Below are 11,290 nucleotides of genomic sequence, written 5' to 3'. Positions count from 1 at the left end.
ATGAGCACGAACCCCGCGTCCACGAACCCCGCGTCCACGAACCCCGCGGCCCCGAAGAAGAAGGTCGTCGTACTCGACTACGGCTTCGGCAACGTCCGCTCCGCCGAGCGCGCCGTCGCCCGCGCAGGCGCCGAGGTCGAGATCAGCAGCGACTACGACGCCGCGATGAACGCCGACGGCCTCCTCGTCCCCGGCGTCGGCGCCTTCGCCGCCTGCATGGCCGGGCTCAAGGCGGCGCGCGGCGACTGGATCATCGACCGCCGCCTCACCGGGGGCCGCCCCGTCCTCGGCATCTGCGTCGGCATGCAGGTCCTCTTCGGGCGCGGCATCGAGCACGGCGTCGAGACCGAGGGACTGGAGGAATGGCCCGGCACCGTCGGGCCGCTCAAGGCCGACGTCGTCCCGCACATGGGCTGGAACACCGTCGAAGCGCCCGCGCGGAGCGCGATGTTCGCCGGGCTCGGCCCCGAGGAGCGCTACTACTTCGTGCACTCCTACGCGGTCCACGACTGGACACTCGAAGTGACCAGCGCCCGCCTGCGCCCCCCGCTCGTGACCTGGACCACGCACGGCGAGCGTTTCGTCTCCGCCGTCGAGAACGGCCCCCTGTGGGCCACCCAGTTCCACCCCGAGAAGTCCGGCGACGCCGGAGCCCAGCTCCTCACCAATTGGATCGAGACCCTCTGACCATGTCCCAGCAGCTCGCACTCCTCCCCGCCGTCGACGTCCGCGAAGGACAGGCCGTCCGCCTCGTGCACGGCGAGTCCGGTACGGAGACCTCCTACGGCTCCCCGCTGGAGGCCGCACTCGCCTGGCAGTCCGCGGGCGCCGAGTGGCTGCATCTCGTCGACCTCGACGCCGCCTTCGGCACGGGCGACAACCGCGCGCTCGTCGCCGAGGTGACCGCGGCGATGGACATCAAGGTCGAACTCTCCGGCGGCATCCGCGACGACGACACGCTCGCCGCCGCGCTCGCCACCGGCTGCACGCGCGTCAACCTCGGCACCGCCGCCCTGGAGACCCCCGAGTGGGTCGCCAAGGTCATCGCCGAGCACGGCGACCGCGTCGCGGTCGGTCTCGACGTACGGGGCACGACACTGCGCGGGCGCGGCTGGACCCGCGACGGGGGCGACCTCTACGAGACCCTCGCCCGCCTCGACAGCGAGGGCTGCGCCCGGTACGTCGTCACCGACATCGCCAAGGACGGCACCCTCAAGGGCCCCAATCTCGACCTCCTGCGCGGCGTGTGCGCGGCCACCGACCGCCCCGTCGTCGCCTCGGGCGGCGTCGCGACCCTCGACGACCTGCGCGCGCTCAGCACGCTCGTCCCCGAGGGCGTCGAGGGCGCGATCGTCGGCAAGGCGCTCTACGCGAAGGCGTTCACGCTGGAGGAGGCGCTCGACGTGGTGAGGCAGGCGTGAGCGACGCGGTACGCAGGATCTCCTCGGGCGGCCCGTACGAGGAGGCGATCGGCTACTCGCGCGCCGTCGCCCTCCCCAACGGCCTCGTCCTGGTCTCCGGCTGTACGGGGATACAGGCCGGCCGCCTCGTCGCCGGAGGCCCCTACGAGCAGGCCCGCGCCGCCCTCGCGACCGCGCTCGACGCGCTCGCCCGGTTCGGCCTCACCGCCGCCGACGTCGTGCGCACCCGCATGTACGTCGTGCACGGCGGTGACACCGCCGAGGTGGGCCGCGCGCACGCCGACGTCTTCGGCGCCGTCCGCCCCGCGGCGACCCTCGTCCTTGTCGCCGGGCTCATCGACCCGGAGATGTCCGTCGAGATCGAGGTCGAGGCCTACCGCGCCGGAGGCGTTCCCGAGACCCTGCCCGACACCCCCGAGGTGACCGCATGAGCCTCGCCGTACGGGTCATCCCCTGCCTCGACGTCGACGCGGGCCGCGTCGTCAAGGGCGTCAACTTCGAGAACCTGCGCGACGCGGGCGACCCCGTCGAACTCGCCAAGCTCTACGACGCCCAGGGCGCCGACGAGCTGACCTTCCTCGACATCACCGCCTCGTCCGGCTCCCGCGAGACGACGTACGACGTCGTGCGCCGCACCGCCGAGCAGGTCTTCATCCCGCTCACCGTCGGCGGCGGCGTCCGCACGGCCGATGACGTGAACCGGCTGCTGCGCGCGGGCGCCGACAAGGTCGGCGTCAACACGGCGGCGATCAGCCGCCCCGAGCTGATCCGCGAGATCGCCGAGCGCTTCGGCCGCCAGGTCCTCGTCCTCTCCGTCGACGCCCGCCGCCGCACCGACGGGAACCCCGGGTACGAGGTGACGACCCACGGCGGCCGCACCGGCACCGGGCTCGACGCCCTCGCATGGGCCGAGCGGGCCGCCGAGCTGGGCGCGGGCGAGATCCTGCTCAACTCCATGAACGCGGACGGCACCAAGGACGGCTACGACCTGGAGATGATCCGCGACGTCCGCCGCCGCGTCGACATCCCCGTCATCGCGAGCGGCGGCGCGGGCAAGCTCGCCGACTTCGTCCCCGCCGTCGAAGCGGGCGCCGACGCGGTCCTGGCCGCCTCGGTCTTCCACTTCGGTGAACTGCGCGTCGACGAGGTCAAGGACGCGATGCGGGACGCGGGACTGCCGGTGCGCTGAGCGGCCGCGCGCGCTGGGCCGCCGGGCGCGGGTGCGCCTCCCGGCAGCCGGGGGCCCGTTTCGCTGCCGTGCCCACGCATAGCGCTCCGCGCCGCCCGGGAGCTATGTTTCGGTGCGGCGCGGAACCTCTCGCGCGCCACGTGGGGGAGGGGGCCGGGATGGCGACGACGGAAACGCGGAAGCACGTCGGCGGGCGCTGGAGGGTCGCTTGGCCGCTCCTCGCCGGCGTGCTCCTGCTCGTGGTGGGCGGGGGCATGACGGCGGTCCTGCCCGCCCGGATCGCCGACGCGTCCGCCCTCGACGGAGCCCGGCCGTGCGCGGCCTCCGTCGCCGAGGACGACACGGGGGCCGACTGCCTGCACCCCGTACGCCTCACCGTGGCCTCCGTGAAGGACGTCTGGGTCAACAGGAGCGAGACCTCGCGCCGCGTCGACTTCGTCGGCCGATCCTGGAGCGGCGCGGTGGACTTCAGGGACGACAGCAGGTTCGGCAAGGAAGTCGCCGAGGACGACCACGTGTCCGGCTTCCTGTGGCACGACGCACTCGTCGGCGTCACCTGGGCGGGGAAGTACCAGGAGAGCCGCGACACCCCGCGCTCCGCGAGCACGCTCGCGACCGGCGTGGCACTCGGCGGGCTCACGGGCGGCCTGTACAGTCTCGTCCTGGGCGTCCGCCGGCTGCGGCGCGGGCGCGCGCGGTCCGCCGGGCAGCCCGCGGACACCCCCGCCCTCGTCGCCGGCACGGTCACGACCGTCGCCGTCGCCGCCCTCCTGGGCGTGGGCCTGGGCGGCACCGGCCTCGCCTGGTGGTGGGTGCCCCTGCTGTGGGCCGTCGTGATGACCCCGCTGTGTCTCCTGTGGCGGCGGTACCGCGCGGTGGACCGCGCCACGACACTCGAACTCCCCGGCCGCTGACCCGTACCGCCGCGCCGACCGCGCCTCAGAAACCCAGTTCGTCCGTCTCCATCAGCGCGGTCACCGCCGCCTTCTCGCCCTCCAGCTGCACATCCGCGTGCGCCTGGCGGCCGAAGCCGAAGAGGGTCAGCTCGCCCGGCTCACCGGTCACCGTGACCACCGGGGTCGCACGGTTGGCGACCGCCGTGCGCCCGTCCGGCAGGCGCAGCACGAGACCGACGGGGGACCTGCGGGCCAGCGGGCGCGCCATCTTCTCCAGGCGCGTCCACAGCGTTCCGGCGAAGACCGGGTCGAGCGCACGCGGCGTCCAGTCGGGCTGCGCCCTGCGGACGTCCTCGGCGTGGACGAAGAACTCGACGGCGTTCGCCAGCTCGTCGACCTGCTTGAGCTTGAACGGCGAGTACTTCTGCGGGCCCGTACGGATGAGCTGGAGCAGCTCCTCGTACGGCTTCGCGGCGAATTCCGCCTGCACCCGCTCCAGGCGCGGGGCGAGCGCCTTGACGAACATGCCCCCCGCCGCGTCCGGGCGCCGTTCGCGCACCACCACATGGGCGGCCAGGTCCCGCGTCAGCCACCCCTCGCACAGGGTCGGCGCGGTGGGACCCGACGCCTCCAACAGATCGGCCAGTAGCAGCCGTTCACGCTTCGCATGACTGGACATGGAAGCCAGCCTAGCCCTGCGGGCACCCCGGCGGACGCCCCGCGCCCACACCCCGCGCACTGCGCGACAATGGCCGTATGAACAGTACGGCCGACAGCCCCCTCGACCCGGACCTCGCGAGGCGCCTCAAGCGGACGGCGGACGGGCTCGTGCCCGCCGTCGCCCAGCAGTACGACACCGGCGAGGTCCTCATGCTCGGGTGGATGGACGACGAGGCGCTGCACCGCACCCTCACCACCGGGCGCTGCACCTACTGGTCGCGCTCGCGGCGGGAGTACTGGGTCAAGGGCGACACATCGGGGCACGTCCAGCACGTCAAGTCCGTGGCACTCGACTGCGACGGCGACACGCTCCTCGTCAAGGTCGACCAGGTCGGCGCGGCCTGCCACACGGGCGACCGCACGTGCTTCGACGCCGACGTGCTGCTCGCCGAAGGCACCGAGGACTGAACGAAGCGGCGCCCGCGGGCCAGTAGGGTCCTGCCACATGGACCTCGCAGCCTTCCGCGCTCTCGCCGCCGACCGGCGTGTCATCCCCGTCAGCCGCACCCTCCTCGCCGACGGCGACACGCCGGTCGGCCTCTACCGCAAGCTCGCAGCCGAGCGCCCCGGCACCTTCCTGCTCGAATCGGCCGAGAGCGCGGGCCAGTCCTGGTCCCGGTACTCCTTCATCGGCGTCCGCAGCGCCGCCGTGCTCAGCGAGAAGGACGGCCAGGCGCACTGGACGGGCACCCCGCCCGTCGGCGTCCCCACCGAGGGCGACCCGCTCGCCGCGCTCCGCGCCACCGTCGAGGCCCTGCACACCCCGCGCGACCTCGCCCCCGGACTGCCGCCCTTCACCGGGGGCATGGTCGGCTACCTCGGCTACGACGTCGTACGCCGCCTGGAGAAGCTCCCCGAGGACACGCCCGACGAACTGGGCCTGCCCGAGCTGACGATGCTCCTCACCTCCGACCTCGCCGTCCTCGACCACTGGAACGGCACGGTCAGGCTCATCGCCAACGCCATCAACCACAACGACCTCGCGACCGGCGTCGACGAGGCGTACGCGGACGCCGTGGCCCGCCTGGACGCGATGGAGGCCGACCTGCGCCGCCCCCTCGCCTCCGAGCCCGCCCAGCTCCCCGAGTCCGCGCTGCCCGCGTACACCGCGCGCTGGGGCGGCCCCGAGTTCCGCGCCGCCGTCGACACCGTCAAGGAGCGCATCCGCGCGGGGGAGGCCTTCCAGGTCGTGCCCTCGCAGCGCTTCGAGACCCCGTGCGCGGCGAGCGCCCTCGACGTCTACCGCGTCCTGCGCGCCACCAACCCCTCGCCGTACATGTACCTCCTGCGCCTCGAAGGCTTCGACATCGTCGGCTCCAGCCCCGAAGCGCTCGTCAAGGTCGAGGACGGCCGCGCGATGGTCCACCCCATCGCCGGGACGAGGCCGCGCGGCGCGAGCCCGCAGGAGGACCGCGAACTGGGTGAGGAACTGCTCAAGGACCCCAAGGAACGCGCCGAGCACCTCATGCTCGTCGACCTCGGCCGCAACGACCTCGGCCGCGTCTGCGCGCCCGGCAGCGTCGAAGTCGTCGACTTCATGTCCATCGAGCGGTACTCGCACGTCATGCACATCGTCTCGACCGTCACCGGGCAGGTCGCCGAGGGCCGTACCGCCTTCGACGTCCTCACCTCCTGCTTCCCCGCGGGCACCCTCTCGGGCGCGCCCAAGCCGCGCGCCCTGGAGATCATCGACGAGCTGGAGCCCTCGCGGCGCGGCGTGTACGGCGGCGCCGTCGGCTACCTCGACTTCGCGGGCGACTCCGACACCGCGATCGCGATCCGCACCGCCGTGCTCCGCGAGGGCACCGCGTACGTGCAGGCGGGAGCCGGGGTCGTCGCCGACTCCGACCCGGCCGCCGAGGACCAGGAGTGCCGCAACAAGGCCGCGGCCGTGCTCCGCGCCGTCCACAGCGCCGACCGCCTGCGGGCCGCGCGGGGCGGTGAGGGATAGTGGACGGGTGACTGCTGTCCCGCACCCCCGTACCGACGCCCCCCCCGCGCCCGCGCAAGCGGCGGCCCCCGCCGCCCCGCGCGCCCCGCGCGGAGCGCGCCGCAGCCTCGCCGCCGCGCTCGTGCTCGGCGCCGCGGGCGCGGCGCTCGCCCTCCTGTGCTCGCGCCAGACCTGGGCACACGGCACAGCGACCGTCGTGGGCGGCACCCTGCCGCTCTCGGTCAAGGGCGGCGACGTCACCGGCGCGCCCGCGGCCCTCGCCATCGTCGGCCTCGCCTCGCTCTTCGCCGTCTTCGCCGTCCGCCGCGCCGGCCGCGTCTTCGTCGCCGCGCTCCTCGCGCTCAGCGGCCTCGGCACCGTCGTCGCGGGCGTCGTCGGCGCGCGCGACCACGGCGCGCTCGACGACAAGGCCGCCGAGGCGTCCGGGCACGCGGCGGCGACCGTCCACGCCTTCGGCGCCACCGCCTGGCCCTGGGTCTCCACGGGCGCCGGCGCCCTCCTCCTCGTCGCGGGCGTCCTCGCGCTGCTGCACGGCCGCCGCTGGCCGGCGATGTCCGGGCGCTACGAGCGCGGGGGCACCGCGCCCCGGCCCCGTACCCCCCGCCGCGCGGTCGACCCGGACCGTCCCGAGGACCTGTGGAAGGCCATCGACCGGGGCGAGGACCCGACCGGCGAACACTGAGCCGCGCTGCTCAGGGGGCCCACCCCGGTGCGCGCCGTCGCACCCCGTGCGCGACAATGAACGCGTAGATCCACCGTACCGAGGAGCAAGTCATGTCGAAGAGGAGCCACGGGCACACCCCGGCGGCGTGGACCGGCGTCCTGATCGCCTTCGTCGGGTTCATCGTTTGCAGCGTCTTCATCGTGATGTCCGTTCCTGTCGGCTTCTGGGTCGGGATCGGGATTCTGCTGCTCGCCGCGATCGTCGGCGGCGCCATGAGCGCGGCGGGCCTGGGCAACCGGCCCACCGGCAAGAGCGAGCTGGGCCACGGCGCCCACTGAGCCGCCGCACGAGGGCCACGGCGGGTGCGTGCGCCGCGCGGGCACAAGCCGCACAATGACCGCGTGACCACCCCGCCCGTACTCGCGCGCCCCGCCCGTCGTCTCGTCGCCCCCGCCACCGCCCTCCTCGGCGTGGTGGGGGCGTTCGCGTATGTCGGGGCCGTGGACCCGAACCAGCCCGGGCACTATCCCCCCTGCCCCCTGCTCCGTCTCACCGGGATCTACTGCCCCGGCTGCGGCGGGCTGCGCAGCGCGCACGCCGTCGCGCACGGGGACCTCGCCGCGGCCCTCCAGGACAACGCGCTCGCCGTCGCCGGGTACGGGATCGCCGCCGTGCTGTGGCTCGTATGGGCCGTCCGCGCCGCACGGGGCAAGGACCTCGCGGTGCTCCAGCCCCCGGCCGGGCTGCGCTGGGCGCTCGGCGCCGTCGTGCTCGTCTTCACGCTCGTACGGAATCTGCCGCTCGGCGGCTTCCTGCACCCCTGAGCCACCCGGTACGGCGAATCCGCTGGTCAGCCTCGCCACCGTCAACCGGATGCGCGGCTTACGCCCTGCGGCCGCTACCATCGCAGGAGGTCCACCGCCCCCCGTACCGCCGGGCCGGGCCGGGCCCGAACCACGTTCCCCCTCCCCGTGCGGGAGGCTTGAGAGGAGTCCGCCGGAGTGAGTGTGCTCGACGAGATCATCGACGGCGTGCGTGCCGACCTCGCGGAACGGCAGGCGCGCGTCAGCCTCGACGAGCTGAAGGAGCGTGCCGCCCGCGCCCCGGAGGCCCGCGACGGGCTCGCGGCCCTCGGCGGCGAAGGCGTGCAGGTCATCTGCGAGGTCAAGCGCTCCAGCCCCTCCAAGGGCGCGCTCGCCGCGATCGCCGACCCCGCCGCGCTCGCCGCCGACTACGAGGCGGGCGGCGCCGCCGTCATCTCCGTGCTCACCGAGCAGCGCCGCTTCGGCGGCTCGCTCGCCGACCTCGAAGCCGTCCGCGCCAAGGTCGACATCCCCGTCCTGCGCAAGGACTTCATCGTCACCTCGTACCAGCTCTGGGAGGCCCGCGCCTACGGGGCCGACCTCGCGCTCCTCATCGTCGCCGCCCTGGAGCAGCCCGCGCTCGAATCGCTCATCGAGCGCGCCGTCTCGATCGGCCTCACGCCGCTCGTCGAGGCGCACGACGAGGCCGAGGTCGAGCGCGCGGTCGACGCGGGCGCCCGCCTCATCGGCATCAACGCGCGCAACCTCAAGAACCTGAAGGTGGACCGCAACACCTTCGAGCGCGTGGCCCCCGAGGTCCCCGCGGGCGTCCTCAAGGTCGCCGAGTCGGGTGTACGCGGCCCGCACGACCTCATCGCCTACGCCAACGCGGGCGCCGACGCCGTCCTCGTCGGCGAGTCCCTCGTCACCGGGCGCGACCCCAGGACCGCCGTCGCCGACCTCGTCGCCGCAGGCGCCCACCCCGCGCTGCGCCACGGACGGGACTGACCCCTCCGCCATGACCACCGCTTCCCCCGCCCCCGCGACCCGGCAGGCCCCGTGCCCGTCCGGGGTCGCGGCGTGCGCGGCGGAGAGCGGCCCCGCGGGGCTCGCGCGGACCGGGCTCCTGCGGGAGCGGGCGGTGTGCGCGCAGGCCCGTGACCCGTACGCGCGGCTCGCCAGGGGCTGCCGCCCGCGCGGCTGCCGCGCCCCGGCCCGCCGCGTCCACGGCCGCCGGGTGCGGTACGTGATCGGGGACGAGCCGGGACAGGTCAACGGCATGCGATGGCGCCGCTTTGGCCGCTGAGGGCCCGACGCGGCGTGCCGCCCGTACCGTACGTGCCCGGGCGCGCACACGCCGTACCCTCGTGGCCACCGTGCCGTCCCTGACCACCTCTCCCGGGCCGCCCCCGCGCGCCCCGGTACCGGAGCGTCCATCCATGACACACGAGGCATCCCAGGGGCACGACTTCTTCGTGCCCGATCCCGAGGGCCTGAGCCCGAACCCCGAGGGCTACTTCGGCCGCTTCGGCGGCGCCTTCATCCCCGAGGCGCTCGTCGCCGCCGTCGACGAGGTCGCCGTCGCCTACGACAAGGCCAAGAGCGACCCGGCCTTCGCGGCCGAGCTGAACGACCTCCTCGTCCACTACACCGGGCGCCCCAGCGCGCTCACCGAGGTACCGCGCTTCGCCGAACACGCGGGCGGCGCCCGCGTGTTCCTCAAGCGCGAGGACCTCAACCACACCGGTTCGCACAAGATCAACAACGTGCTCGGGCAGGCGCTCCTCACGCGCCGCATGGGCAAGACCCGCGTCATCGCCGAGACCGGCGCGGGCCAGCACGGAGTCGCGACGGCGACCGCCTGCGCCCTCTTCGGGCTCGACTGCACGATCTACATGGGCGAGATCGACACCGAGCGGCAGGCACTCAACGTGGCCCGCATGCGGATGCTCGGCGCCGAGGTCGTCGCGGTGAAGTCCGGCAGCCGCACCCTCAAGGACGCCATCAACGAGGCGTTCCGCGACTGGGTCGCCAACGTCGAGCACACGCACTACCTCTTCGGCACCGTCGCGGGCCCGCACCCCTTCCCCGCGATGGTCCGCGACTTCCACCGCGTCATCGGCGTCGAGGCCCGCCGCCAGCTCCAGGAGCGCACCGGCAGGCTCCCCGACGCCGCGGTCGCCTGCGTCGGCGGCGGTTCCAACGCGATGGGCCTCTTCCACGCCTTCCTGCCCGACGAGGGAGTCCGCCTCGTCGGCTGCGAGGCCGCGGGGCACGGCGTCGCCTCGGGCGAGCACGCGGCGACCCTCACGGCGGGCGAGCCGGGGATACTGCACGGCTCGCGCAGTTACGTCCTCCAGGACGAGGAGGGCCAGATCACCGAGCCCTACTCGATCTCCGCCGGGCTCGACTACCCCGGCATCGGCCCCGAGCACGCGCACCTGCGCGAGTCCGGGCGCGCCGAGTACCGGCCCGTCACCGACGGCGAGGCGATGGAGGCGCTGCGGCTCCTGTCGCGCACCGAGGGCATCATCCCGGCCATCGAGTCGGCGCACGCGCTCGCCGGGGCCCTCGACATCGGCCGTGAACTCGGCCCCGACGGGCTCGTGCTCGTCAACCTGTCCGGGCGCGGTGACAAGGACATGGACACCGCCGCCAAGTACTTCGGCCTCTACGACGACGCGTCCGTCGTCGTGGACGGCATCGTCCGCGCCGACGCCGATGGGGAGCCCCAGTGACCACGCACCACTCCGGACAGTCCGCGCTGCTGAGCGCCACCCTCGCGGGCGCCCGCGCCGAGAACCGCGCCGCGCTCGTCGCGTACCTCCCGGCAGGTTTCCCGTCCATCGAGGGCGGAGCGAAGGCCGTACGGGCGGCGCTCGAAGGCGGCGCCGACGTCGTCGAGGTCGGCCTTCCGCACTCCGACCCGGTCATGGACGGCCCCGTCATCCAGACCGCCGACGACATCGCGCTGCGCGGCGGCCTCAAGATCAGGCACGTCATGGACACGGTCCGCCAGGCCTTCGAGGCGACCGGCAAGCCGGTCCTCGTCATGACGTACTGGAACCCGATCGACCGCTACGGCATCGAGCGCTTCACGCGCGAACTCGCCGAGGCGGGGGGAGCGGGCTGCATCCTGCCCGACCTGCCCGTGCAGGAGTCCGCCGAGTGGCGCGCGCACGCCGAGAAGCAGGGCCTCGCGACGGTCTTCGTCGTCGCGCCCAGCAGCACCGACAAGCGGCTCGGCGAGATCACGGCCGCGGGCAGCGGCTTCGTCTACGCGGCCTCGCTCATGGGCGTCACGGGCACACGCGACTCGGTCGGCGAGCAGGCCAAGGACCTCGTGACCCGCACCCGCGCCACCACCGACCTGCCCATCTGCGTCGGCATCGGCGTCTCGACCCCGGCCCACGCCGCCGAGGTCGCCGCCTTCGCCGACGGCGTCATCGTCGGCTCCGCCTTCGTCAAGCGCCTCCTGGAGGCACCCGACGAGGAGGCGGGACTCACGGCGGTACGGGAACTGGCGGGCGAACTGGCGAAGGGCGTCCGGCAGCGGGGCTGAGGGGCTGCGGGGGCCGGGGGCCGGCCGGGGATCATCCCAGCCGGGGCTGAGTCCGGCCGGGGACGCGCCTGGCCGGGGATGAGC

General features: G+C 74.2%; 15 protein-coding genes. 14 read left to right on the top strand and 1 reads right to left on the bottom strand.

What is annotated here, in order from left to right; all coding sequences use genetic code 11:
- From hisH to ACQYWQ_RS06195, 5 genes are all read left to right on the top strand, one after another.
- Window positions 1-687, top strand: a complete 687-nt coding sequence (hisH, locus tag ACQYWQ_RS06215) for an imidazole glycerol phosphate synthase subunit HisH (RefSeq protein ID WP_431039078.1) — start codon at window positions 1-3, stop codon at window positions 685-687.
- Window positions 688-689: 2 nt separating this feature from the next.
- Window positions 690-1,421 carry a bifunctional 1-(5-phosphoribosyl)-5-((5-phosphoribosylamino)methylideneamino)imidazole-4-carboxamide isomerase/phosphoribosylanthranilate isomerase PriA gene (priA, locus tag ACQYWQ_RS06210; RefSeq protein ID WP_431032886.1) on the top strand — a complete coding sequence of 244 codons (732 nt, stop codon included), beginning with the start codon at window positions 690-692 and terminating at the stop codon, window positions 1,419-1,421.
- On the top strand, window positions 1,418-1,852 hold the full coding sequence (locus ACQYWQ_RS06205) for a Rid family hydrolase (RefSeq protein ID WP_431032885.1): 435 nt from the start codon (window positions 1,418-1,420) through the stop codon (window positions 1,850-1,852). Before priA ends, ACQYWQ_RS06205 begins: the two co-directional genes overlap by 4 nt.
- Window positions 1,849-2,610 (top strand): imidazole glycerol phosphate synthase subunit HisF, encoded by a 762-nt coding sequence (gene hisF, locus ACQYWQ_RS06200; RefSeq protein ID WP_431032884.1) that lies wholly within the window; start codon window positions 1,849-1,851, stop codon window positions 2,608-2,610. Before ACQYWQ_RS06205 ends, hisF begins: the two co-directional genes overlap by 4 nt.
- Window positions 2,611-2,768: 158 nt before the next feature.
- Entirely contained in the window at window positions 2,769-3,524 is a 756-nt protein-coding gene (locus ACQYWQ_RS06195) for a hypothetical protein (protein ID WP_431032883.1), read from the top strand.
- 25 nt (window positions 3,525-3,549) lie between these two features.
- Here the strand turns inward: ACQYWQ_RS06195 and ACQYWQ_RS06190 are convergent, their stop codons facing one another.
- Window positions 3,550-4,185, bottom strand: coding sequence for a TIGR03085 family metal-binding protein (locus tag ACQYWQ_RS06190; RefSeq protein WP_431032882.1), 636 nt, complete (start codon window positions 4,183-4,185; stop codon window positions 3,550-3,552).
- Between the two features lie 77 nt (window positions 4,186-4,262).
- Here ACQYWQ_RS06190 and hisI point away from each other — a divergent pair, with 77 nt between their 5' ends.
- From hisI to trpA, 9 genes are all read left to right on the top strand, one after another.
- Window positions 4,263-4,634, top strand: a complete 372-nt coding sequence (gene hisI, locus ACQYWQ_RS06185) for a phosphoribosyl-AMP cyclohydrolase (RefSeq protein ID WP_431032881.1) — start codon at window positions 4,263-4,265, stop codon at window positions 4,632-4,634.
- A 37-nt stretch (window positions 4,635-4,671) separates the two neighbouring features.
- Window positions 4,672-6,177, top strand: coding sequence for an anthranilate synthase component I (locus ACQYWQ_RS06180; protein WP_431032880.1), 1,506 nt, complete (start codon window positions 4,672-4,674; stop codon window positions 6,175-6,177).
- A 7-nt stretch (window positions 6,178-6,184) separates the two neighbouring features.
- The gene (locus ACQYWQ_RS06175) at window positions 6,185-6,859 is read left to right on the top strand and encodes a TIGR02234 family membrane protein (RefSeq protein WP_431032878.1); all 675 of its coding nucleotides are present in this window, start codon (window positions 6,185-6,187) and stop codon (window positions 6,857-6,859) included.
- A 92-nt stretch (window positions 6,860-6,951) separates the two neighbouring features.
- Window positions 6,952-7,179: an HGxxPAAW family protein gene (locus ACQYWQ_RS06170; protein WP_431032877.1), complete on the top strand. Its 228-nt coding sequence runs from the start codon at window positions 6,952-6,954 to the stop codon at window positions 7,177-7,179.
- A 63-nt stretch (window positions 7,180-7,242) separates the two neighbouring features.
- A complete protein-coding gene (locus ACQYWQ_RS06165) occupies window positions 7,243-7,665 on the top strand; it encodes a DUF2752 domain-containing protein (RefSeq protein ID WP_431032876.1) in 423 nt (140 codons plus the stop codon).
- A 177-nt stretch (window positions 7,666-7,842) separates the two neighbouring features.
- Window positions 7,843-8,652, top strand: coding sequence for an indole-3-glycerol phosphate synthase TrpC (gene trpC / locus ACQYWQ_RS06160; RefSeq protein ID WP_431032875.1), 810 nt, complete (start codon window positions 7,843-7,845; stop codon window positions 8,650-8,652).
- A 10-nt stretch (window positions 8,653-8,662) separates the two neighbouring features.
- Window positions 8,663-8,950 carry a tryptophan biosynthesis modulator TrpM gene (trpM, locus tag ACQYWQ_RS06155; RefSeq protein ID WP_431032874.1) on the top strand — a complete coding sequence of 96 codons (288 nt, stop codon included), beginning with the start codon at window positions 8,663-8,665 and terminating at the stop codon, window positions 8,948-8,950.
- A gap of 133 nt (window positions 8,951-9,083) precedes the next feature.
- Entirely contained in the window at window positions 9,084-10,382 is a 1,299-nt protein-coding gene (trpB, locus tag ACQYWQ_RS06150) for a tryptophan synthase subunit beta (RefSeq protein ID WP_431032873.1), read from the top strand.
- Window positions 10,379-11,206, top strand: coding sequence for a tryptophan synthase subunit alpha (trpA, locus tag ACQYWQ_RS06145; RefSeq protein ID WP_431032872.1), 828 nt, complete (start codon window positions 10,379-10,381; stop codon window positions 11,204-11,206). Before trpB ends, trpA begins: the two co-directional genes overlap by 4 nt.
- Window positions 11,207-11,290 lie beyond the last annotated feature (84 nt).

Origin of the sequence: Streptomyces sp. P6-2-1 (assembly GCF_050613165.1) — a bacterium.
In the GTDB taxonomy this organism is placed as follows: Bacteria; Actinomycetota; Actinomycetes; order Streptomycetales; family Streptomycetaceae; genus Streptomyces.
This window is presented reverse-complemented; position numbering and strand designations above follow the sequence as displayed.